The organism is Geodermatophilus sp. SYSU D00696 (assembly GCF_054050235.1).
This window is the reverse complement of the sequence record NZ_JBJGYY010000005.1, coordinates 134259-156114: the sequence shown is the minus strand read 5'-3', so window position 1 is coordinate 156114 and position 21856 is coordinate 134259. Positions and strand designations below refer to the sequence as shown.

Below are 21856 nucleotides of genomic sequence, written 5' to 3'. Positions count from 1 at the left end.
CGGTGCAGGTCACCCTGACCGTGGTCGCGCCGGTCGGGGCGCTGCTGGGCGGGGACGCCGCGTGCGAGGTCGACGGGCAGGTGGTGCCCGCCGAGCTGGTCCGGGCGCTGCTGGCCGCCCTCACCGGTCACCGGACCGACGCCACCACCAGTGACACCGACATCGGCGACACCGCGGCCGATGGCGAGGCGGCCGACACCACCGCGGCCGACACCACCGCGGCCGACACCACCGCGGCCGATGGCGAGGCGACCGGCACCACCGCGGCCGGCACCGAGCCAGCCGGCACCGACGCGGCCCTGGGGGTCGATGCGGTCGGAGCCGGGGCGTTCCTCACCGAGGACGAGCACTTCGCCCGGTGGGCCGAGGAGCTGGAAGCGCGGATCCTGGCCGGGGAGTTCGATGCCCGCCCCGGGCCCTGCTACCTCGATGAGAACCTGCCACCGGACGATCCGCCCGACGCGCACGACACGGCCGATGCGGATGACACGGCCGACGCCGACGCCGACGCCGATGAGGTGGCCGCACCGGACGCCGATGGCTGGTGGGCGCGCGCCGACCGCGCCGTCGACCACGCGAGCACCGCCCTGCTCGGGCTGCAGCGCGCCCTCGGTCACGCCCGCCGCACGGTGGCCACCGCGCGGCGCGCCGACGCCGCCGACGAGGCGGCCTGGGCCGCGAGCCCCGCCGGCCGGATCACCGCCGCGAGCGACGTCCTCACCCAGCTGGCCGCGGCCACCGACACCGCCCGCACCGACCTCGCCGCGCTGCTCGCCGCCACCGCCGGGGGCGGGCTGACCGACCGACCCCGGATCGCACTCACCCACGCGGCCGGCGGTGCGCTGCTCGCCCTCACCGACCTGCCCGCCCTGCACCGCGCCCACCGACGCGGCCACGGCCTGGCCGCTCCCGGACCCACCGCCGGCTACCGGCCGAGCGCCGCGCTGAACCGGCACGTCCGCGCCCGCGACCGCCGCTGCCCCTTCCCCGGCTGCCGCCGCCGCGTCCCCCGCGGCGGCGAGCTCGACCACGCCACCCCGTGGCCGGCCGGACCCACCACCGCGGCCAACCTCACCGGCTACTGCACCGGCCACCACCGCGGCAAGCACCAGGCCCCCGGCTGGACCCACACCCTCGCCCCGGACGGCACCCTCACCGTCACCACACCCACCGGGCTCACCGCCGCCACCACCCCACCGCCCTACTGACGGGTGACCGGCTTCAGGACCGGGCGGTCGAGCGGATGGTCCACAGCGTGATCATCGCCAGCCGCGAGGACATCGCCGAGATGCTCTGGCTCCGGGACGAGCCGGACCTGCCCGCGCCGTGCTGGACACGGACGACGCGACGTACCGGCGCATCATGGAGGTCGCCGCGCGCCCGGGCACCGGGTCGTGGCTGCACGACCGGGTCGACGAGCTCCTCTCGGCGGCCGCGGTCCGGGTGCTCACCGGAGGTGCACGCCGCCGGGCCCGTCGCTGGCGCGCCCGTTCCCGCGGAGCGTCTGCCCGCTCTCTGGCAGGAGGTGGGGCCGGAGCGGGACCGCCGGCGTGAACGCGACCCGGTCCTCGATGCCCTCCACATCCTGGACGACCACTTCCCGGGCGGGGACTGACGTCAGGGCCCCCGCCGGCCGGCCGCGGTGGGATCCTGCCGCCATGACCGAGCCCGAGTACGCCGCGCTCCGCGAGCGCGTGGCGATGGGGGACCGCGACGCGGCCGACGAACTCATCGAGCTCGCCGGCGAGCGGGGCGACCTGGCGGAGCTGCGGCGGCTGGCCGACCTCGGCAACCGCGACGCCGTCGACGAACTCGTGCAGCGGGCCAGCGAGCTGGGCGACCTCGCCGAGCTGCGGCGGCTGGCTGAGGAGGGCAACGCCGACGCCGCCGACGTCCTGCACGAGCTGACCGAGGACTGACGCGCCCGGCATGACCCGCTTCGTGATCGACGCGCCCACCCTGCTGCACCTGGTGACCGAACGCCTCGACGTGTCACCCGCACACCAGCTGGTGGCGCCGCAGGTGCTGCGCTCGCAGGCCCTCGACCTGCTCCTCGCCGCCGTGCGGCGCGGTGAGCTCGACGAGACCACCGCCCTCGACCGCCACGAGGCGATGACCGCCGTCCGCATCCGGCTCCTGGGCGACCGGGTGTCCCGCCGGGTCGCCTGGGGCCTGGCCGTCGACCACGGCCTCGAGTCGACCACCGTCGCCGAGTACCTGGCCCTCACCCGCCTGCAGGCCGACGCCTTCGTCTCCGTCGACGCCGCGGCGCGGGCCCGGGCGGAGGACATCGTCCCGGTCGGCACGGTCGACCGGCTCACGGCCGGCTGAGACGGCCGCGGCCCCCGGGTCACGAGGACCAGGGGGCCGCGGGAGAACAGCGTCAGTCGGCGGGCTCGTCCACCCAGTCGGGGCCGTTGACCTCGCCCGGACCGGCCAGGTCGGCGGCGTCGACGATCGTGTACGCGTAGCCCTGCTCGGCGAGGAACCGCTGCCGGTGCGCGGCGTACTCGGCGTCGAGGGTGTCGCGGCTGACCACCGTGTAGAAGTGCGCCTGCCGGCCGTCGGCCTTGGGGCGCAGCACCCGGCCCAGCCGCTGGGCCTCCTCCTGCCGCGAGCCGAACGTCCCCGACACCTGCACGGCGACGGCGGCCTCGGGCAGGTCGATCGAGAAGTTGGCGACCTTGGAGACCACCAGCGTCCTGACCTCCCCGCGCCGGAAGGCGTCGAAGAGCTTCTCCCGCTCCCGGTTGGTGGTCGAGCCCTGGATCACCGGCGCGTCGAGCGCCCGCCCGAGCTCCTCGAGCTGGTCGAGGTAGGCCCCGATCACCAGCGAGGGCTCCTCGGGGTGCCGCTCGAGCACCCGCCGGATCACCGGCAGCTTCGACGACGCGGTGGCCGCGATCCGGTACCGCTCCTCGGGCTCGGCGACGGCGTAGGTCATCCGCTCCTCGTCGTCGAGGCCGACCCGCACCTCGATGCACTCGGCCGGGGCGATGTAGCCCTGCGACTCGATGTCCTTCCACGGCGCGTCGTAGCGCTTGGGCCCGATGAGCGAGAAGACGTCGTCCTCGCGGCCGTCCTCGCGGACCAGCGTCGCCGTCAGCCCCAGCCGCCGGCGGGACTGCAGGTCGGCGGTCAGCCGGAAGATCGGCGCCGGCAGCAGGTGCACCTCGTCGTAGACGATCAGGCCCCAGTCCTGGGCGTCGAAGAGGTCCAGGTGGCGGTACTCGCCCTTCCGGCGGGTGGTCATCACCTGGTAGGTCGCGATGGTGACCGGACGGATCTCCTTGCGCTCCCCGGAGTACTCGCCGATCTCCTCCTCGGTGAGCGACGTGCGCGCGATCAGCTCGCGCTTCCACTGCCGCCCCGAGACGGTGTTGGTCACCAGGATCAGCGTGGTCGCCTTGGCCTCGGCCATCGCCGCGGCCCCGACCAGCGTCTTGCCCGCGCCGCAGGGCAGGACGACGACGCCCGAGCCGCCGGCCCAGAAGCCCTCGACGGCCTCCCGCTGGTAGTCGCGCAGGTGCCAGCCCTCCTGGGCCAGCTCGATCGGGTGCGCCTGCCCGTCGACGTAGCCGGCGAGGTCCTCGGCCGGCCAGCCCACCTTGAGCAGCGCCTGCTTGAGCCGGCCGCGCTCGGAGGGGTGCACGACGACGGTGTCGGGGTCGATCCGCGCCCCGAGCATCGGCGCCACCCGCTTGGAGCGGACGACCTCCTCGAGCACCGCGCGGTCGGTGGTGGTGAGCACCAGGCCGTGCACCGGGTTGTTGACCAGCGTCAGCCGGCCGAAGCGGTCCATCGTGTCGGCGACGTCGACCAGCAGCGCGTGCGGCACCGGGTAGCGCGAGAAGCGCACCAGCGCGTCGACGACCTGCTCGGCGTCGTGCCCGGCGGCGCGCGCGTTCCACAGCGCGAGCGGGGTGACCCGGTAGGTGTGCACGTGCTCGGGGGAGCGCTCGAGCTCGGCGAACGGTGCGATGGCCGCGCGGCAGTCGCGGGCCTGCGGGTGGTCGACCTCGAGCAGCAGGGTCTTGTCCGACTGGACGATGAGGGGTCCGTCGTTCACGGGATGGGGGGCCTCTCCTCGGCGGGCGTCTGTCTGGTCAACCGTTGCCGGCGGCCGCTGCTTCCTCGTCGGCCAGCGCCACCGAGGTGATCCGGTGCACCGCGAAGGTGCGGTTCTCCTGGCGGCGCTCGTCCCAGCCCTGGAGGAAACCACCGGCCAGTGACACCGGCTGGACCACGCGCTGGCTGCCGCTGCCCTGCGCGTCGACGTAGCCCAGCCACACCGGCACGCCGTCACGGATCGCCCGGGACAGCAGCTCCAGCGTCCCGGCCGTGGTGACCCCCGGGACCTGCCGCACGGGCGCGGACGGGCGGGCGGCCAGCGCGGCGTCGCCGGCCCGGATCTCCCGCACGGTCGCCGCGGCCTCCGCCTCGGTGAGGGGCCGGGCCGCGGCCGACGGCGGCGGCCCGGGTCGGCGGCCGGCCGCGCGGGGCCGGGCCGGCGGGCGGGTGAGCACCGCGCCGCCCGGCGACTCCCCGGCCGGGGCGTACCCCGCGGCCCGCAGCACCGTGAGCACCTCGTCGGCGCCGAGCCCGCTGACCAGCACGCCCGGCGCCAGCCGGCGCAGCTCCGCGGCCGCGGTGCGCCGGTCGCCGAGCACCTGGGAGAGCAGGCCGTGGTCGTCGGAGCGCACGTAGCACTCGATCGAGCCCACCCGCAGCCGGCCGTGCTGCCGGGCGACGTCGTCGACGAGGTAGTCCAGCGCCTGCGGCACCGGGGTGCGGGAGGCGCGGGAGAAGAACTCGTGCAGGTCGGTGGCCGACCACCCGGCGTCCAGCGCCCTCCGCACGGAGGACTCCGACACCCGGAACACCGTCGCCCCGCCCGAGGACTCGACGTCGGCGACGACCGACAGCGTGTCGGCGAGCCCGGCCACCAGCGGCCCGGGCGCGACCAGCGTGAGGTCGGGCTGGGCGAGCACGTGGTCGACCGGCTCGGGCAGCAGGCCCTGCACGCCGTCGGCGGCCCCCTCCTCACCGCCGGCCAGCAGCCCCCGGCCGCCCGAGGAGAGCACCCCGCCCACCAGCACGCCGATCCGCGCCGCCTCGGCGAGCATGTCCGGCACCGGCGCGAGCCGGTCGGCGCGCCGCGGCGTCCGCCAGCGCAGCAGCGCCACCAGGTCGTCGGGCGCCAGCCCCGAGCCCGGCGGGGAGGCGGCCAGCGCGGCCAGCGCCGCGCGGCGGATCGCCGGCGCGGTGTGCCGCACCAGGTCGGGGGACAGCGGGTTGACCGCCTTGCCCGCCACGTCGCGCTGGCCGACCAGCGAGGGCAGCCGGGTGCTGTCCAGCCAGCCCGCGGCCAGCGACGCCCACCGGTCGGGGAGCGGCTGCTCGCGCCAGACGTCGTAGCCGCGGGTGGGCAGCCACTCGTCGCGGTGCGGGCCGCCGACGTCGAGCAGGCCGGCGGCGAAGGCCAGCTCCAGCAGCCAGGCGGCGTCGGACTCGGACACCGACAGGGCCCGGGCCAGCCGCTTGCGGTCGCGGACGGCGACCCCGCCGCTGCGCAGCAGCCCGGCCGGCTCCTCCTCGAGCACGGCCAGCAGCTCACCGACCCGTCCGACCGCCTCCAGCGCGGCACCGGCGGCCTGCCGGTCGACGGCGGCCCGGTCCCGCTCGACGACGGCGGGCCGCGGCTCGGGGCGCGGCGGGCCGTAGGGCAGGTCGCCGCGCAGCAGCAGGCCGATCTCGCGCGGCAGCTCCACGTTGAGCGCGTCGATGCGCGCCAGCAGCCCCGCCTGCAGCAGCCGCCGCGCCGGGGAGCCCCCGGCGCCGCCGGTGTCGGGCAGGTGGCCCACCGGCCGGTCGCCGGCCAGCCGCTCGAGCACCTGGCGCTCGGCGGGGTCGAGCGCGCCCACCGCGGCGGGCAGGTCGGCCGGCAGCGACACCCGCAGCTCGGCGGCGCGGCGGCCGAGCCCCGCGGGGTACCGGACGGCGCGGCGCACCTGATCGGGGGCGTGCAGGACGTCGTCGCCCCACAGCAGCGCCCGCGTGGTCAGCCGCTCGACCGCCGCGGCGACGACGTCCTCGGGCAGCCCGGGCAGGGACGCGGCGACCTCGGCGGCCTCCAGCCCGTCGGTGGGCGCGAGCAGCACGACGTCGAGCACCTGCAGCGTGGCGGCGTCGAGGTCGTCGAGCGCCCGGTCCACCGACACCGGCACCGCCAGCCGGCCGGCCAGGGCGACGACGTCCGACGGCGCGGGCCGGGCCACGTCGGGACGGGCGGCCAGCAGGTCCGCCAGCTGGGCGTCGCTGCGGGTGCGCAGCCACGCGGACAGCGTGGCGGGACGGTCGGCAGGCATCCGGACCACGTTACGTCCGCCGCGCAGGTGCCGCCCCCGAGGCCGCGGGTGCCAGCATGGATGCGTGCAACCGGCCGCCGACGACCCCCACACCCGCGTCGCGCTCGAGGGCTACCGCGCCGGTGCCCTGCGGTGGCTGGCCGGCGGGGTGATCGCCGTCGTCCTGGCCGTCCTGCTCGGCGCGGTGGCGGTCAGCCTGGCCGAGGACCGGGGCCGGCCGCTGCCGCTGGCCGGGCTCGTGGTGGTCGGGCTGGTCCTCGGTGGGCTCGTCGCCGCCGCCGCGGGCCTGGGCGCGCTGACCCGGGCGCTGCGCTGGCGGCGGGCGCTGGCCGCCGTCCCCTGGCAGCGGGGGCTGCTGCGCATCGCCGGCCCGGCGATCGTCGCCTTCGAGCCCGAGGGCTACGACGAGTGGGACCCCGACGACGAGCCGGTGCGGCTGACCCTGGTGAGCACCTCGGTGTGGCGGACCCGCCAGGTGCAGAACCTCGACGGCGGCGAGGTGCGCGCGGCGCCGGTGGGCAGCGGGCAGTGGGTGCTCACCGCGGAGGGGCTGCCGACGCTCTACGGCGCCCGGGCCGCCCGCCGTCCCCGCTGAACCCGTGTCGCAGGCGGGCCTCGTGCGGGTAGGAGCAGGCGCGCGAGAGGATGGCGCCGAACGCGCACCCCGGGGTGCGCCCGAGCACGGAGGCGAGATGGCCAAGCGCAAGGAGAAGCACGCCCACCTGGTCGAGCCGACCTGGGGGCAGTCGGAGAACGCCGGCCCGCCGGTGACCGAGTTCCTCGGCGAGATGGCCGGTCCGCTGTCCCCGTTCGGCGAGGACCACAGCTTCCCGCTGCCGCCCGAGCGCATCCGCTACGCGCACCCCACCGACAAGCCCAACCGCGCCGGGGTGCAGCTCCCCGAGAACCGGCGCCGCTGACCGCCGCCCGTGCCGCCGGCCGCCGGGGCCGGTGGCACGGGTGCCCGCCGGGTCAGGTGGGCTCGACGTCGACGACGAGTCCCCGGTGGTCCGACAGGGGCAACCGCACCGACTCTGCCGGGCCGGTGGTGGCCAGCCGTCCGCGGACCAGAACGTGGTCGAGCTGGCGGGTCGGCCGCTCCGCCGGGAAGGTCAGCCCCCGGGCGAGGGGGCGCATCCCGCTCACCAGCGTGGCCTTCCGCGGCTCCATGTTGAGGTCGCCCATCACGACCAGCGGCTCGCGCGTCCCCCGCAGCGCCCGCACCAGCCGCCGCAGCTGCACGGAGTTCCAGTACGGCACGAACGACAGGTGCGTGCAGGCGACGGTGAACTGACCGTGCGGGCCGTCGAGGACGGCCGCGACGGCCACCCGCGGCTCCTCGCTGACCAGCATCGGCCGCCGGGCACCGCGGAACCACACCGGCACCCGCCCGGGCAGCGCCGGCAGCCGCACCACCCGCCACGACACTACCGGGTGGCGGGAGAGCAGCGCGATGCCGTAGCTCGCCGCGCCGGGCTGCTCGTCGCCGGTCGCCGCCATCCAGGTGCCGCCGGGCGTCCCCGACAGCGCGGCGACGAACTGCGAGTCGACCGCGCCCATCGCCTCGGCGGCCACGGCCGTGAGGTCGGCGTTCATCGAGCGGGGCTGGTCGCGGTCGACCTCCTGCAGCCCGAGCACGTCGGCGTCGAGCGTCTTGACGGCCGAGGCCAGCCGGTCGACGTCGACCCGGTCGTCCTCCGGGGTGCGGCCGTGCAGGATGTTGAAGGTCGCGATGCGCACGAGGAGTGCCATGCCCGCGCCCGGGTAGCTGCACGCGCGTGCAGCCATCCGACCGCGACGAGATCCGGGACCTCCTCAAGCGCGTCGCCGTGGCCCTCAAGGAGGGCGGCGTGCCCTTCGCCCTGTGCGGCGGCTATGCGGCCTGGGTGCGCGGCGCCCCCGAGCCCGACCACGACGCCGACTTCCTCGTCCCCGCCGCCGAGGCCGAGCGCACGGTCAAGGTGCTGCACGACGCCGGCCTGCAGGTGCAGGACCCGGCCGAGGACTGGCTCACCAAGGTCGTGCAGGGCCAGTCGTTCGTCGACGTCCTGTGGCGCACCTGCGGCCGGCCGGTGGAGACCGACCTCATCGAGCGCGCCGAGGACCGGGCGGTGCTGTCCGTGCACATGCCGGTGCTCGCGGCCACCGACATCCTGGTCACCAAGCTCATGACGCTCGACGAGCACTACTGCGACTTCTCCCGGCTGTTCCCGGTGGCGCGGGCGCTGCGCGAGCAGGTCGACTGGAGCACCGTCCGGCGGGAGGTCGCCGACAACGACTTCGCCGTCGTCTTCCTCGACCTGCTCGGCCGACTCGGCGTGCTCGACCCGGAGGTCGTCAGCGGCTGAGCACGCCCGCGGCGGCGGCCAGGGCCGCGACCATCACCGCCGCACAGGCCAGGGCCACGGGCACCGGTGCCGACGCCGGTGCCCGGTCCAGCGCCCGGGCCCGCCACGGCGCCAGTCCGAGCAGCACGGCGAGCCCGCAGAGCCCGGCCACCGCGGCCGTCACGAAGGGGACCACCGCGCCCGACCGCAGCCCGTGGTGGCCGAGCAGTCCCGCGACCGCCAGCAGGCCCAGCCCGGTGCGCTGCCACGCCAGCCCGGTCCGCTGCGGCTGGGTCTCCGGCCCGCTCACCCGCCGGTGACCTCGACGGCGAGCAGCACGCCGACGAACAGCACCACCAGCACCACCCCGACGGTCAGGGCCGTGGTGGCCGGTCCCGTCGGCAGCGGACGGTCCGCGGCGATGGCCCGCTCGTTGCCGCGCCAGCGCGCGTAGCCGGCCAGCGCGGTGCCCAGCCCGGTGGCGACCAGCGCGAGGCCGACCGCGCCTCCGCCCCACGCCGTTCCGAGGGAGGGCACGTAGGAGGCCACCGCCACGCCCCCGGCGACCAGCGCCAGGCCGGTGCGCAGCCAGGCCAGCAGCGTGCGCTCGTTGGCGAGGGTGAACCGGTAGTCCGGGTGGCCGGGCGGACCGTCGGCGGGTGGCACCCGGCCAGGCTAGGGGCGCGGGGCGGCTAACCTGGGGACAGGCAGCAACACCGTCCGCCGGCCGCCCGGCCGGACCACCCCCGAGCGACCGAGGGATCCAGCGTGCCCACCGGCAGAGTCAAGTGGTTCAACCCCGAGAAGGGGTTCGGCTTCCTCTCGCGCGAGGACGGGCCCGACGTCTTCGTGCACAAGGACGCCCTGCCCGCCGGCACGGCCGAGCTCAAGCCCGGCCAGCGGGTGGAGTTCGGCATCGTCGCCGGTCGCCGGGGCGACCAGGCGCTGCAGGTCCGCGTCCTCGACCCGCTGCCGTCGGTGGCGGCGAAGGTGGCCGAGTCGCGGCGGAAGAAGCCCGACGAGCTGGTCCCGATCATCGAGGACCTCATCAAGCTGCTCGACGACGTCTCGAACTCGCTGCGCCGCGGCCGCCACCCCGACCGCGCCGAGTCGCGCAAGGTCGCGGCGGTGCTGCGGGCGGTCGCCGGCGACCTGGAGGCCTGAGCGGCGGGTCAGCCCGCAGGCGTCGCCGACGGCGTCGTCGGGGTCGGCTCCCCGAGGTCCCCACCGGCGCGCAGGAAGCCGATCGGCCAGGACCCGGTGAGCAGGCACTCGCCGTGCCGGTCCTCGACGACGACGAGGTAGAACGCCGGCGGGACGACGTCGGAGCTGTTGATGCCGTCGAACTCGGTCGTCCCGGTCTCGACGTCGACCTCGCCGAGCTTCTCCTCCAGCGTCTGGTCGAAGACCTGCACCGACCAGCCGTTGGCCGCGACGTCGTCGGGCACGGTGAGGGTGATCGTGGTGTCGGGGGAGACCTCGATGATGGGCGGCGTCGCCCGGTAGGCCTGGCCCTGGCCCTCGGCGCAGTACTGCGTGGGCCGGACGGCGACCTCCTGCGGCCCGGCGCTGACCGTGACGTCGGGCGGGTCACCGGCCGCCGACGAGCCGCACCCGGCCAGCACGGCGGGGAGCGCGCCGGCGAGCAGGACAGCGGCGGCGCGGGGGGACGTCCTCACGGGCGGGGTGCCTCCGGCACGGTCGGGGCGTCGGGCGCGGGCGCGCCGGGGGCGGTGGGCACGCCGGGGACGGTGGGCGCCCCGGGGTCGACCGCGGCCCAGCGGCGGCGCGGGGTCCAGAGCACCAGGCCGACGGCGAGCACGAGCAGCGCCGCGGCGACGGTGAAGCCGAGCCAGCCGATGGGCGGCAGCGCGATGCCGATGGCGCCGCCGACCACCCAGGCCAGCTGCAGCACCGTCTCCGAGCGGGCGAACGCCGACGCGCGCAGGCTCTCGGGCACCTCGCGCTGGATGATCGCGTCGAGCGCCGACTTGCCCAGCGCGTTGGCGACCGCCGCGACACCGGCGACCGCGGCCGCCGTCGCCAGGCCGAAGAAGACCGCGGCGAGCACGGTGACCGCCGCGGCCGCGCCGGCCGACCAGACCACCACCCGGTCGGGGTCGGCGGCGTGCAGCCGGGACCCGATGCCGGTGCCCAGCACGCTGCCGGCGCCGGCGGCCCCGGCGATGGCGCCGAGCGCCAGGGTGGACTCCCAGCCGCCCTCGACGGTGGCCTGCACGAGGAACGCCGAGAAGATGGTCAGGAAGCCGCCCAGCCCGCGCAGCGCCGCGTTGGCCCGCAGCGCCAGCACCACGTGCGGGTTGACCGGGCGGCGCCGCCGGCCGGTGACCGGCACCTCGCCGGTGCTCAGCACGTCGGCGGGCTGCTCGCCGGTGGGGACGTCGACGTGGCGGGGCAGCCGCACCGCCAGCACCCCGGTGACGGTGAACACGAGGGCGATGACCCACAGCAGCGGCGGGAAGCCGAACGCCCACGCGATGCCCGCGCCGAGGGCGCCGAAGACGCCCGCGGTGACCAGGCCGAACACCGACAGCCGGGCGTTGGCGGAGGTCAGCGACATCGCGCCGGGCAGCACCCGGGGGACGACGGCGGCGCGCAGCACGTTGTGTGCCTTCGACAGCACGAGGACGCCGAGCGCCGCGGGGTAGAGCCACAGGTCGTCGTGGTGCGCGGCCATGACCAGCGCCAGGGCCGCCCGGCCGAAGGAGGCCGCGCCGAGCGCCCAGCGGCGGCCCCGCTGCAGCCGGTCGAGCAGCGGGCCGATGACCGGCGCGACCACGGCGAACGGCGCCATCGTCACCAGCAGGTAGAGGGCCACGTTGCCGCGCTGGGCGTCGGAGGCGGCGGCGAAGAACAGCGTGCCGGCCAGCGAGACCGCGACCAGGGCGTCGCCGGCCATGTGCAGGGCGTTGACCCAGAGCAGCTGGCTCAGCCCGCTGTCCCCGGCACCGTCGGCGCGGCTGGCGGCCCGCACGCGGGCGACCCCGGCACGGGTCAGTTCGCGGCTGCGGGCCACGGCGACCCGGGTGACCGTGACCCGCGGCTCGGCGGCGGGCTCGGCCGCAGGCGGCGGCGCGGGGGGCAGGGCCGGCTGCCCGTACGCGGGCGGCGGCGGGCCGTACCCGGGCGGTGGCGGGTACGGCGGCGGGCCGTACCCCGGCGGCGGCTGCGTCACCCGCCCGGGCAGGTCGAGCGGCGCGGTGTCCATCCGGTCGGGGTCGGTGCGGTCGGGCGGGACCGCCCCGGACCGCGCCCGGCGCAGCCGACCCCGGCGGGACCCGGGCGGGCGCGAGGACGGCACGCCCCCATGGTGCCGTACCTCCCTGGCAGTCCGGGGCACACGTGATCACCCCGGCGGCCGGGTCGGCCGGCGCCCCGCCGTCTGGGACGATGGCCCGGTGCACCCGGACCCCGAGACCGCCCCCGCGGGCAGCGACGTGCTGACCGCCGCCGTCGACCCGGCCCGCGCCGCGGCCGAGGAGACCGCCGGCGACCCCGGCCTGGTCGGCGAGCACCTCGGCGCCACCGCGGAGCCGCTGGGCACACCGGCCGCGGGCGTCGACGCCGGCACGCTCGGCGCCGTGGTCACCCACTCCTTCGCCAGCCGCCTGCCCGGCTACGTCGGCTGGCACTGGGCGGTCACGCTGGCCGCCGTCCCGGGCAGCGACCGGGTCACCGTCGACGAGGTCGTGCTGCTGCCCGGCGACGCCGCGCTGCTGGCCCCGGCGTGGGTGCCGTGGCACGAGCGGCTGCGCCCCGGCGACCTGTCGGTCGGCGACGTGCTGCCGGCCACCGAGGACGACCCCCGCCTGGTGCCCTCCTACACCGCGCAGGACGACGCGGCGGACGACCCGGAGGGGCAGGCGCTGGCCGCCGAGATCGGCCTGGGCCGCGAGCGGGTGATGTCGGCCGAGGGGCGCGGCACGGCCGCCGCCCGCTGGCTGGCCGGCGACTTCGGCCCCCGCGCCCCCATGGCCCGGCAGGCGCCCGGACCCTGCAGCACCTGCGGCTTCTTCCTCCCGCTGGCCGGCTCGCTGCGCACGCTGCTGGGCGCCTGCGGCAACGAGTACTCCCCGGCCGACGGGCGCGTGGTCGCCGTCGACTACGGCTGTGGCGCGCACAGCCAGGCCACCCTCGCCGCCGGCGAGCCCGCGGAGGTCGTGACGTCGGCCCGCTACGACACCGCCGACTTCGACGTCCTCACCGACTAGGGGCGCCCGGCCTCCCTAGGTCCGCGGCCGGTCGATGAGCCGCGAGAGGACCACCGCGCTCTCGGTCCGCGCGACGGTGGGCAGCGCCCGCAGTCGGCGGACGGCGCGCTCGAGCTCGCCGGTGTCGCGTGCCTGCAGGCGCACCACGACGTCGGCGGTGCCGGAGATCGTCGTCGCCCGGACCACCTCGGGCACGTCCTCGAGCTGACGGCGCACCTCGTCGGGGTCGGGAGCGCCCTCGCAGTACACCCAGACGTAGGCCTCGACGTCCCACTCGAGGACGGCGGGGTCGAGCACGGCGGTGAACCCCCGGATCGCGCCGCTGCGCACCAGCCGGTCGACCCGGCGCTTGACGGCGGGCGCGCTCAGCGACACCTCCGCCCCGATGCGGCCGTAGGTGGTGCGTGCGTCTCGGAGGAGCTGTTGCACGATCGCCCGGTCCAGGTCGTCCACCGCGGTCCTCCGTTGCGTCCAGGCGGGCTGTGACGCAACGGATCGTAGGCAGGACGCAGCCCTGGGGCCTTCCGCCGGCGGTTGCGGCTCCCTAGCGTCTGCTTCCCACACCTTCGAGAAGAGGAGGGGTCGTGACGCTGACGAGTTCCTGGGTGCAGGCAGCCGCGGAGCCCGGGCGGCCGGGTGGGCTCGGCGCTGCCGAGCAGGCCGTCCTCGACGCGCTCGACGTCCCGGCGCTGCACCGCACGCTGGCCGACCTGATGCGCGTGCCCAGCGTCACCGGCAGCGACGCCGAGTCCGACCTGCTCGGCCTGCTCGCCGACCGCACCGCGCGCGCCGGGATGGCCGTCGACCACTGGCGGATCGACGTCGCGGAACTGGCCGCCCGGCCCGGGTTCCCGGGCACGGAGGTGCCCCGGCGTGAGTCCTGGGGGCTGGTGGCCGCCACCGGGGACGACGCGGGGCCGACGGTGGTGCTGCAGGGCCACGTCGACGTCGTCCCCCCGGGCGACCTGCGGCGGTGGACCGGTGACCCGTGGACGCCGCGGGCGGCCGGCCCGCGGCTGTACGGGCGCGGCGCGTGCGACATGAAGGCCGGGGTGGCCGCGAACCTCGCCGTCGCCGAGGCGGTGCTGGCCAGTGGCCTGCGGTTCCCCGGCCGGCTGGCCCTGCACCTGGTCGGGGGTGAGGAGGACGGCGGCCTGGGCGCCTTTGCGACGCTGGCCCGCGGGCACCGGGGTGACGCCTGCGTCATCACCGAGCCGACGAGCGGCACGCTCACCACCGCGGCCGGCGGGGCGCTGACCTTCCAGCTGGTCGTCCCCGGTGAGCCGGCGCACGGCAGCGCTCGCTGGGCCGGCCGCAGCGCCGTGGAGCACTTCACCCATCTCGACGCCGTGCTCCGCGAGCTGGAGGCCGAGCGCAACGCCGCCGTCGACCCGCTGATGGCCGAGTACCCGATCGCGCACACCATCTCGGTGGGCACCGTCGTCGCCGGCGACTGGGCGAGCACCGTGCCCGACACGCTCACCGCCACCGGACGCCTGGGCGTCCGCCTCGACGAGGACCCGGCGCAGGCGCGCGCCGCCGTCGAGGAGCGCCTGGCCGCCGCCTGCGCCGGGCACCCGTTCCTGCGGGACCACCCGGTGGAGGTCACCTGGCCCGGCGGGCAGTTCGCGCCGGGGCGGACCCCGGCCGGGGCGCCCCTGCGGCGCGTCGTGACCTCGGCGCAGCAGGACCTGACCGGCACCGCGCCCCGCGAGCGGGGCGTGCCCTACGGCAGCGACCTGCGGCTCTACACCGCCGAGGGGGTCCCGACGCTGCACTACGGCCCCGGCGACGTCGTGCATGCGCACTCCTACGAGGAGTACGTCGACCTCACCGAGCTGACGGCGGTCACCCGGGTGCTGGCCGTGGCGACGGTGCGCCTGCTGCAGGCCGGCTGAGCGCTACCGGTCGTCGCGGTCCCGCCGGCCGAGCTGGCCCTGCCAGCGCATGATCGCCAGCCCGACGAAGGGCAGCACGATCCCCGCCACGCAGGTCCAGGTCCACACCCGCGCCACCCGGTCGCCGAGCAGCAGCACGACCACGAGCGCGACCGCCCACAGCGCCGTGCCGGCGAGGACGACGCGGGCGGTGTCGACGCGCAGCGGGGGAGGGGCCGGCTTCAGCGGGCGGGGCACGTCGCCGACCCTAGGCGCCGTGCGGCGCCGACCGGCGGGGAGCGCGCGCCGCCGTGTGGCACGCTGTCGCCGCTCACCGCCCGGCAGCCGCAGTCCGCAGGAGCCCGCATGCCCGAGAAGTCCCGCCCGTCCCGGAGCACCGGCGCGACCACGGCGGCGGGCGCCAGGTCCGGCACCGCCGGCGACACGCCCGCCGACGTCGCGGCGTCCCCCACCCGGCCCCGGCGCAGCGAGGGCCCGCAGCTGCGGCCGCGCAACGGGCTGGACCGCTACTTCGGCATCAGCGCCCGGCGCAGCACGGTCGGCCGCGAGGTGCGCGGCGGCCTGACCACCTTCTTCACGATGGCCTACATCGTGGTGCTCAACCCGATCATCCTGTCGGGGGCCGACGTCACCGGCGCCACGCTGCCCTTCGGTGCCGTCGCCGCGGTCACCGCGCTGGTCGCCGGCGCGCTCACCGTGGCCATGGGCGTCGTCGGCCGCTACCCGTTCGCGGTGGCCACCGGCCTGGGCATCAACGCGATCGTCGCCGTCTTCGCCGCCACCCAGCTGTCCTGGCCGGAGATCATGGGCCTGGTCGTGCTCGAGGGCCTGCTCATCACCGTGCTGGTGCTCACCGGATTCCGCCGGGCGGTGTTCGAGGCGATCCCGCCGCAGCTGAAGACCGCGATCGCGGTCGGCATCGGCTTCTTCCTCACCATCATCGGCCTGGCCGACGCCGGCGTGATCCGGCCGGGCGCGCCGCTGATCAGCTTCGGCGTGGGCGGGCAGCTCGCCGGGTGGCCGCTGCTGGTCTTCGTCGTCGGGCTGCTGTTGACCGCCGTCCTGGTCGTCCGCCGGGTCCGGGGGGCGCTGCTCATCGGCATCGTCGTCTCCACCGTGCTGGCGATCGTCGTGGAGGCGGTGGCCGACATCGGCCCGCGGATCGGCCCCGACGGCACCGAGGCCGACGCGCGGGGCTGGGCGCTGCAGGTGCCCACGCTGCCCGACACGGTCGTCGCCACACCCGACCTGTCGATCGTCGGGCAGTTCTCGCTGTTCGGCGGCTTCGAGCGGATCGGCGTCGTCGCCGCGCTGCTCATCGTGTTCTCGATCATGATCGCGGACTTCTTCGACACCGTCGGCACCGTCACCGCCGTCGGCGCCGAGGGCGGGCTGCTCGACGAGGACCGCAACCTGCCCGGCTCCCAGCCGGTGCTGCTGGTCGACTCCCTGGCCGCCGCGGCCGGCGGCGCGGCCAGCGTCTCGTCGAACACGACCTACATCGAGTCCGCCTCCGGGGTGGCCGACGGCGCCCGCACGGGCCTGGCCAGCATCGTCACCGGCGCGCTGTTCCTCGTGGCCATGTTCTTCACGCCGCTGGTGCAGGTGGTCCCCTCGGAGGCGGCGGCCCCGGCGCTGGTGATCGTCGGCGCGCTGATGATCAGCCAGATCCGCACCCTCGAGTGGGACGACATGACCCTGGTCATCCCGGCATTCCTCACCATCGCGCTCATGCCGTTCACCTACTCGATCACCAACGGCATCGGCGCCGGCGTCGTCACCTACGTGCTGCTGCGGGCGGTGACCGGCCGGGCCCGCGGCATCCACCCGCTCATGTGGGTCATCGCGGCGCTGTTCCTCGTCTACTTCGCCCTGGAGCCGCTCCAGCAACTGTTCTGAGCACTGCTAACGACCCGGGTACGCTGGTGAGCGTGACGAGGTCGACGCTGGACACCGCGGCGCTCGCCCACGACCTCCGGCTGGCCGTCATGCGGTTCTCCCGGCGGCTGCGCAACCAGCGGGTCGACACCTCCGTCACGCTCACCCACCTGGCGGCGCTGTCCACGCTCAAGCGGCACGGGCCGATGAGCCCCGGTGAGCTCGCCGCGCACGAGCGGGTGCAGCCGCCGTCGATGACCCGCGTCGTCGTCGCCCTCGAGGCCCGGGGCCTGGTCACCCGTACCCCGCACCCGACCGACGGGCGGCAGGTGGTCATCGGCCTCACCGACGCCGCCGAGGAGCTGCTGACCGAGGAGGCCCGGGCCCGGGAGGCGTGGCTGTCGAACCGCCTGCACCTGCTGACGCCGGAGAAGCGGGCCACGCTGCGCGAGGCCGCCGAGATCATGGAGGAACTCGCCGGTGGGTGAGGTCCACGGCCGCTGACCCGACCGCGGCCGGGCGCGGCGCCTTCCGGTCCCTGCGGGTGCACAACTTCCGGCTCTACGCGTCGGCGAACCTGGTCAGCCTGACCGGGACGTGGATGCAGCGGATCGGCCAGGACTGGTTGGTGCTGCAGCTCTCCGGCGACAGCGGCGTGGCCCTCGGCCTGGTGACGGCACTGCAGTTCGGGCCCACGCTGCTGCTGGGCCTCTACGGCGGGGTCCTGGCCGACCGCTACGACAAGCGCCGCGTCCTGGTCCTCACCCAGGTGCTGATGGGCCTGCTCGCGCTCGTCCTGGCCGGCCTCGTGGCCGCCGACGCGGTCGCGCTGTGGCACGTGTTCGTGCTCGCGGCCGGCCTCGGGTCGGTCTCGGCCGTCGACGCCCCGGTCCGCCAGGCGTTCGTATCGGAGATGGTCGGCCGCGAGCTGCTGCCCAACGCCGTCGGGCTCAACTCCACGATCTTCAACGGCGCCCGGCTGGTCGGGCCCGCGCTCGCCGGCCTGCTCATCGGCGCCTCCGGGGGGGACACCGCGCCGGCCTTCGCCGTCAACGCGGCGTCCTTCGCGTTCACGATCGGGGCGCTGCTGGCCATGCGGCCGGACGAGCTGCGGCGCAGCGACCCGGTCGCGCGCGGCCGCGGCCAGCTCCGCGAGGGGCTGGCCTACGCGTGGCACCGGCCCGACCTGCGCCTGGCGATGGTCCTGGCCTTCGTCATCGGCACGTTCGGCTTCAACTTCCAGGTGACCATCGCGCTCATGGCCCGAGAGGTCCTCGGTCTGGGAGCGGAGGGCTTCGGCTTGCTCTCGACGCTGTTCGCGGTGGGCTCGCTGACCGGGGCGCTGCTGTCGACCCGCCGCAGCGCCCGGCCGCGGCAGCGCTTCCTGCTCGTCTCCGCGGGGGTGTTCGGCCTGCTCACCGTGGCCTGCGGGCTGGTGCCCGGCTCCTGGCCGTTCGCCGTCCTGCTGGTGCCCACCGGCGCGGCCGCCCTGGTGTTCAGCGTCGCCAACAACAGCTTCGTGCAGCTCGGCGCCGACCCGCAGATGCGGGGCCGGGTGATGGCGCTGTACTTCACCTGCTTCCTCGGCGGCACGCCGCTGGGCGCCCCGCTCATCGGCTGGGTGTCCGAGCACCTCGGCGCGCGGTGGGGCCTGGTCCTCGGTGGCGCGGTGGTGGTCCTGGCCGCGTCGGTGGCCGCGTTGGCGCTGGTCCGCGGACGGCGGGTGCGGGCGGCGGCGGCCCCCGCCCGGCGGGTGTCGACCGCCACCTGAGCCGTGACCTGGCGGACGCCGCCGCGCCCACGTACCGTCGCGCCCACCGGCTCCCCGGAGTGACGATGACCTCCTCCCTGCTGCAGCTCGCCGGCATCACCGCGATGCTCGTCGGCGCCTTCGCCCTGATGGGCCTGGCCTTCCGCCTGTTCTCCGGGCAGTTCCTGCTCGACCTGCGGGCCCGCCGCCGGGCGCGGGAGCCGGAGGTCCCCCTGGCGCCGGTGCACCGGCCGGTCGAGGCGGTCGCGGCCGACCTGCGCCGGCTGGCCCGCCAGCTCGAGGTCGTCCCCGCCGGGTCCCCGCAGGCGCGGCGGCGCGGGTTCCAGGCCGCCTACGACGACGTCCTGTGCGAGGCGGCCCGGCAGTTCGCCGTCCCGACGACGCTGGCCGGCCTGCCCCCGGGCTTCCCGCGCGACGTCGAGCGGCTGCGGGTGCAGACGGCCCTGACCGACGCCGGCATGGTCGTGCGCTGAGCGGGCCGCCGCTGCGGCTGTTCATGGCCGTGACCCCGCCCGCGGACGCCCGCGACCACCTCGCCGCCGCGCTCGCGCCGCTGCGGGACGCCCCCGGCGCGCCGCGCTGGGGGAACCCGGCCCGCTGGCACCTGACCCTGCTGTTCCTCGGCGCGGTGCCGCCGTCGCTGCTTCCCGCCCTCACCGCCGGGGTGGGCGAGGCGGTCACGGCGACCCCGCCCGCGGTGCTGCGGCTGGCCGGTGCCGGTCGCTTCGGCTCGCGGCGCCGACCCCAGGTGTGCTGGGCCGGGGTCGACGGCGACGTCGCCGTCCTCTCCGGGCTCGCCGGCCGGCTGGCCGCCGCGGCGCGGGGGCTGGGGCTCCCGGTCGAGGACCGGCCCTTCCGCCCGCACCTCACCCTCGGCCGGTGGCACCCGCGCCGGGCCGCCGACGGGGACCTGCCCGACCGGCTGGCCGACTACCGCGGGCCGGAGTGGCCGGTGCGCGAGGTGACGCTCGTGCGCAGCACCGGCGGCCGGCACGAGCCGCTCTCCTCCCACCTCACCAGGCGTACTCCATCGGAGCGGCCCTGAAGCCGGGGAAGACCTCGTCCAGCCGGTCGAGCTGGGCCTGCTCCAGGCGGATGTCGAGTGCCGTCAGGGAGCCCTCGAGCTGGTCGGCCGTGCGCGGGCCGACGATCGGCGCCGTCACGCCGTCCTGGTGCAGCAGCCAGGCCAGCGCGACGTCGGCAGGCGCCAGTCCCCACTCGCGGCAGGCGTCCTCGTAGGCCTGCAGCGCCGGGCGGTGCTCCTCGATGCGCCTGCGGTTGCGCTCCTGGTGCCGTCGGTCGCCCTTCTGCTCGCCCAGCACACCGGCCAGCAGCCCCTGGGCCAGCGGGCTCCACGGGATGACGCCGACGCCGAGGTGCCGGGCGGCCGGCAGCACCTCGAGCTCCACGTGCCGGGTCAGCAGGTTGTAGTGGGACTGCTCGCTGACCAGGCCGAGGAAGTGCCGGCGCGCGGCGGCCTCGTTGGCCGCGACGAGCTGCCAGGCGGCGTGGTTGGACGAGCCGACGTAGAGGACCTTGCCCTGGGCGACGAGCGTCTCGCAGGCCTGCCAGATCTCCTCCCACGGCGTGGCCAGGTCGACGTGGTGGAACTGGTAGAGGTCGATCCAGTCGGTCTGCATGCGGCGCAGCGACGCGTCGCACGCGCGCACGATGTTGCGGGCGGACAGGAAGGTGTCGTTGGGCCAGTCGGTCATCGACCCGTAGACCTTGGTGGCCAGCACCGTGCGCTCCCGGCGCTCGCCGCCCTGCGCGAACCAGGTCCCCAGCACCTCCTCGGTGCGGCCCTTGCCGGCCTCGAAGCCGTAGACGTTGGCGGTGTCGACGAAGTTGATCCCGGCGTCGAGCGCGCGGTCCATCACCGCGTGCGCGTCGGCCTCCTCCGTCCGCCAGCCGAAGTTCATGGTGCCCAGACAGAGCCGGGAGACCGACAGGCCGCTGCGTCCGAGGTGCGTGTACTCCACGTCCGCCCACCCTGGCACCCTGGCGGCCGTGCCGCAGACCGACACCGGACAGTCCGCCTTCGACCGGGCCACCGCCGTGTACCGCACGGAGGGCGGCGGCGTCCGCGCCGAGCTGGACCGGGGCTGGGACGTCGGCAACGGCGTCCTCAACGGCGGCTACCTGCTGGCCGTCGTCGCCCGGGCGGCGCTGCTGGACAGTCCGCACCCGCACCCGGTGGCGCTGTCGGCGAGCTACCTGCGCGCCACCTCCGGTGGTCCGGCCGACCTGGCCGTCACCGCGGGGCCGGCCGGGCGCACGCTGGCGCACTCCGCGGTGCAACTCACCGGCGCGGCCGGTCCCACGCTCGCCGTCCAGGTCACGACGGCGACCCTCGGCCGGGACGGGGCCGACTACACGGTCAACCCCGCGCCGGAGCTGCCCGCCCCCGACGACTGCGTGGCCACCCGCACCACCGAGGGCGGCCCGGCGGTGGGGCTGGCCCGGCACCTCGACACCCGGCTGGACCCCGCGACGGCGGGCTGGGTGGCCGGCCGGCCCTCGGACACGCGGCTGCTGCGGGCCTGGATCCGGCTGGCCGACGGCCGCGTTCCCGACCCGCTGGCCCTGCTGCTGTTCGCCGATTCCCTGCCGCCGACCGCGTTCGCCGTCGGCCGGCCCGGGTGGGCGCCCACCGTGCAGCTGCAGGTCCTGGTGCGCGCGCTGCCGGCGCCGGGCTGGTGCCTGGTCGAGTCCCGCTCCACCGAGGTGACCGGCGGGTGGTCGGACGAGGAGTGCCGGATCTGGGACGCCACCGGCCGGCTGGTCGCCCAGGCCCGGCAGCTCGCCCGGGTGGCGCGCTAGTCCCGCCGGCCGAGCAGGGGGACGTCGCCGGTGAGGTAGCGCTGCAGGGTCGGGCCGACCGCCGCCACCACCTCCTCGTGGGAGGCCGACGCCAGCGGTTCCAGCCGCAGCACGTAGCGCATCAAGACCAGCCCGGCCACCTGGGAGGCGACCAGCGCGCCCCGGGCCTCCCGCTCCTCGACCGGCGTGTCCGCCGAGCCGACCACCCGGCGGACGATCTTCGCCAGCACGAACTCGCGCAGCAGCCGGGCCGACCACTCGTGGTTCACCGCGGAGCGGACCAGCGCCAGCACGGCCGGGCGGCCGGGCCCGTCCCAGACGCGCAGCACCATGCGCACGACCGCGGCGCCCCGCTCGTCCAGCGGGGTCTCCAGCACCTCGGGCAGGAACTCGTCCGGGTCCGCCGGTGCCTGCACCGCCGCCAGGAACAGCGCGTCCTTGGTGCCGAAGTAGTGGTGCACGAGCGCCGGGTCGACCCCGGCGGCGGCGGCGATGCCCCGGATGGAGGCGCCGTCGAACCCGCGCTCGGCGAAGGCGGTGCGGGCCGCGGCCAGCACCG

General features: G+C 76.6%; 26 protein-coding genes. 15 read left to right on the top strand and 11 right to left on the bottom strand.

Features of this window, described 5'->3' with window-relative positions; all coding sequences use genetic code 11:
- From ACI79O_RS05530 to ACI79O_RS05520, 3 genes are all read left to right on the top strand, one after another.
- On the top strand, window positions 1-1208 hold a 1208-nt coding region (locus tag ACI79O_RS05530; RefSeq protein WP_456913534.1), incomplete at its 5' end, for an HNH endonuclease signature motif containing protein.
- A 450-nt stretch (window positions 1209-1658) separates the two neighbouring features.
- Window positions 1659-1919: a hypothetical protein gene (locus ACI79O_RS05525; protein WP_456887430.1), complete on the top strand. Its 261-nt coding sequence runs from the start codon at window positions 1659-1661 to the stop codon at window positions 1917-1919.
- A 10-nt stretch (window positions 1920-1929) separates the two neighbouring features.
- Window positions 1930-2331: a hypothetical protein gene (locus tag ACI79O_RS05520; protein WP_456913533.1), complete on the top strand. Its 402-nt coding sequence runs from the start codon at window positions 1930-1932 to the stop codon at window positions 2329-2331.
- A gap of 52 nt (window positions 2332-2383) precedes the next feature.
- On the opposite strand, the gene ACI79O_RS05515 is transcribed toward ACI79O_RS05520, so the two are convergent.
- Entirely contained in the window at window positions 2384-4069 is a 1686-nt protein-coding gene (locus ACI79O_RS05515; protein ID WP_456913532.1) for a DNA repair helicase XPB, read from the bottom strand.
- Window positions 4070-4106: 37 nt separating this feature from the next.
- Window positions 4107-6368 carry a helicase-associated domain-containing protein gene (locus ACI79O_RS05510; protein ID WP_456913531.1) on the bottom strand — a complete coding sequence of 754 codons (2262 nt, stop codon included), beginning with the start codon at window positions 6366-6368 and terminating at the stop codon, window positions 4107-4109.
- 64 nt (window positions 6369-6432) lie between these two features.
- Here ACI79O_RS05510 and ACI79O_RS05505 point away from each other — a divergent pair, with 64 nt between their 5' ends.
- Together ACI79O_RS05505 and ACI79O_RS05500 are read left to right on the top strand one after the other, a co-directional pair.
- On the top strand, window positions 6433-6963 hold the full coding sequence (locus tag ACI79O_RS05505; protein WP_456887426.1) for a hypothetical protein: 531 nt from the start codon (window positions 6433-6435) through the stop codon (window positions 6961-6963).
- Between the two features lie 97 nt (window positions 6964-7060).
- Complete coding sequence (locus ACI79O_RS05500) at window positions 7061-7288, top strand: hypothetical protein (protein ID WP_456874903.1); 228 nt, start codon at window positions 7061-7063, stop codon at window positions 7286-7288.
- Window positions 7289-7340: 52 nt separating this feature from the next.
- Here ACI79O_RS05500 and ACI79O_RS05495 read toward each other — a convergent pair whose 3' ends face one another.
- Window positions 7341-8120 (bottom strand): endonuclease/exonuclease/phosphatase family protein, encoded by a 780-nt coding sequence (locus tag ACI79O_RS05495; protein ID WP_456887425.1) that lies wholly within the window; start codon window positions 8118-8120, stop codon window positions 7341-7343.
- Between the two features lie 26 nt (window positions 8121-8146).
- Between ACI79O_RS05495 and ACI79O_RS05490 the strand changes: the two genes are divergently transcribed.
- Window positions 8147-8716, top strand: a complete 570-nt coding sequence (locus ACI79O_RS05490; protein ID WP_456887424.1) for a nucleotidyltransferase family protein — start codon at window positions 8147-8149, stop codon at window positions 8714-8716.
- On the opposite strand, the gene ACI79O_RS05485 is transcribed toward ACI79O_RS05490, so the two are convergent.
- Together ACI79O_RS05485 and ACI79O_RS05480 are read right to left on the bottom strand one after the other, a co-directional pair.
- Window positions 8706-9005, bottom strand: coding sequence for a DUF202 domain-containing protein (locus ACI79O_RS05485; RefSeq protein WP_456913530.1), 300 nt, complete (start codon window positions 9003-9005; stop codon window positions 8706-8708). The genes ACI79O_RS05490 and ACI79O_RS05485 overlap by 11 nt on opposite strands.
- A complete protein-coding gene (locus ACI79O_RS05480; protein WP_456913529.1) occupies window positions 9002-9361 on the bottom strand; it encodes a YidH family protein in 360 nt (119 codons plus the stop codon). Before ACI79O_RS05480 ends, ACI79O_RS05485 begins: the two co-directional genes overlap by 4 nt.
- A gap of 102 nt (window positions 9362-9463) precedes the next feature.
- On the opposite strand from ACI79O_RS05480, the gene ACI79O_RS05475 reads away from it, so the two are divergent.
- Window positions 9464-9859 carry a cold-shock protein gene (locus ACI79O_RS05475; protein ID WP_456872889.1) on the top strand — a complete coding sequence of 132 codons (396 nt, stop codon included), beginning with the start codon at window positions 9464-9466 and terminating at the stop codon, window positions 9857-9859.
- Window positions 9860-9867: 8 nt separating this feature from the next.
- Here ACI79O_RS05475 and ACI79O_RS05470 read toward each other — a convergent pair whose 3' ends face one another.
- Entirely contained in the window at window positions 9868-10374 is a 507-nt protein-coding gene (locus ACI79O_RS05470; protein ID WP_456887421.1) for a DUF2771 family protein, read from the bottom strand.
- Window positions 10371-12017, bottom strand: coding sequence for an MFS transporter (locus ACI79O_RS05465; protein WP_456913528.1), 1647 nt, complete (start codon window positions 12015-12017; stop codon window positions 10371-10373). Before ACI79O_RS05465 ends, ACI79O_RS05470 begins: the two co-directional genes overlap by 4 nt.
- Window positions 12018-12114: 97 nt before the next feature.
- Here ACI79O_RS05465 and ACI79O_RS05460 point away from each other — a divergent pair, with 97 nt between their 5' ends.
- A complete protein-coding gene (locus ACI79O_RS05460) occupies window positions 12115-12927 on the top strand; it encodes a DUF3027 domain-containing protein (protein ID WP_456887419.1) in 813 nt (270 codons plus the stop codon).
- A gap of 15 nt (window positions 12928-12942) precedes the next feature.
- Here ACI79O_RS05460 and ACI79O_RS05455 read toward each other — a convergent pair whose 3' ends face one another.
- Window positions 12943-13380: an Lrp/AsnC family transcriptional regulator gene (locus ACI79O_RS05455; protein ID WP_456913527.1), complete on the bottom strand. Its 438-nt coding sequence runs from the start codon at window positions 13378-13380 to the stop codon at window positions 12943-12945.
- 131 nt (window positions 13381-13511) lie between these two features.
- Here ACI79O_RS05455 and ACI79O_RS05450 point away from each other — a divergent pair, with 131 nt between their 5' ends.
- Window positions 13512-14825: an ArgE/DapE family deacylase gene (locus tag ACI79O_RS05450; RefSeq protein ID WP_456887417.1), complete on the top strand. Its 1314-nt coding sequence runs from the start codon at window positions 13512-13514 to the stop codon at window positions 14823-14825.
- A 3-nt stretch (window positions 14826-14828) separates the two neighbouring features.
- On the opposite strand, the gene ACI79O_RS05445 is transcribed toward ACI79O_RS05450, so the two are convergent.
- Window positions 14829-15062, bottom strand: a complete 234-nt coding sequence (locus ACI79O_RS05445; protein ID WP_456887416.1) for a DUF2530 domain-containing protein — start codon at window positions 15060-15062, stop codon at window positions 14829-14831.
- Window positions 15063-15170: 108 nt separating this feature from the next.
- Here ACI79O_RS05445 and ACI79O_RS05440 point away from each other — a divergent pair, with 108 nt between their 5' ends.
- From ACI79O_RS05440 to thpR, 5 genes are all read left to right on the top strand, one after another.
- Complete coding sequence (locus tag ACI79O_RS05440) at window positions 15171-16724, top strand: NCS2 family permease (RefSeq protein WP_456913526.1); 1554 nt, start codon at window positions 15171-15173, stop codon at window positions 16722-16724.
- Between the two features lie 32 nt (window positions 16725-16756).
- Window positions 16757-17191 carry a MarR family winged helix-turn-helix transcriptional regulator gene (locus ACI79O_RS05435; RefSeq protein ID WP_456874915.1) on the top strand — a complete coding sequence of 145 codons (435 nt, stop codon included), beginning with the start codon at window positions 16757-16759 and terminating at the stop codon, window positions 17189-17191.
- Complete coding sequence (locus ACI79O_RS05430) at window positions 17188-18474, top strand: MFS transporter (RefSeq protein WP_456887414.1); 1287 nt, start codon at window positions 17188-17190, stop codon at window positions 18472-18474. The genes ACI79O_RS05435 and ACI79O_RS05430 overlap by 4 nt, the downstream gene beginning before the upstream one ends.
- 65 nt (window positions 18475-18539) lie before the next feature.
- Window positions 18540-18947: a hypothetical protein gene (locus tag ACI79O_RS05425; RefSeq protein ID WP_456887413.1), complete on the top strand. Its 408-nt coding sequence runs from the start codon at window positions 18540-18542 to the stop codon at window positions 18945-18947.
- Window positions 18948-18970: 23 nt separating this feature from the next.
- Complete coding sequence (thpR, locus tag ACI79O_RS05420; RefSeq protein WP_456913525.1) at window positions 18971-19519, top strand: RNA 2',3'-cyclic phosphodiesterase; 549 nt, start codon at window positions 18971-18973, stop codon at window positions 19517-19519.
- Here thpR and ACI79O_RS05415 read toward each other — a convergent pair.
- Window positions 19488-20456: an aldo/keto reductase gene (locus ACI79O_RS05415; RefSeq protein ID WP_456887411.1), complete on the bottom strand. Its 969-nt coding sequence runs from the start codon at window positions 20454-20456 to the stop codon at window positions 19488-19490. The two genes, thpR and ACI79O_RS05415, sit on opposite strands and share 32 nt — an antisense overlap.
- A 28-nt stretch (window positions 20457-20484) precedes the next feature.
- On the opposite strand from ACI79O_RS05415, the gene ACI79O_RS05410 reads away from it, so the two are divergent.
- A complete protein-coding gene (locus tag ACI79O_RS05410; RefSeq protein ID WP_456913524.1) occupies window positions 20485-21297 on the top strand; it encodes a thioesterase family protein in 813 nt (270 codons plus the stop codon).
- On the opposite strand, the gene ACI79O_RS05405 is transcribed toward ACI79O_RS05410, so the two are convergent.
- Complete coding sequence (locus tag ACI79O_RS05405; protein WP_456874921.1) at window positions 21294-21854, bottom strand: TetR/AcrR family transcriptional regulator; 561 nt, start codon at window positions 21852-21854, stop codon at window positions 21294-21296. The genes ACI79O_RS05410 and ACI79O_RS05405 overlap by 4 nt on opposite strands.
- Window positions 21855-21856 lie beyond the last annotated feature (2 nt).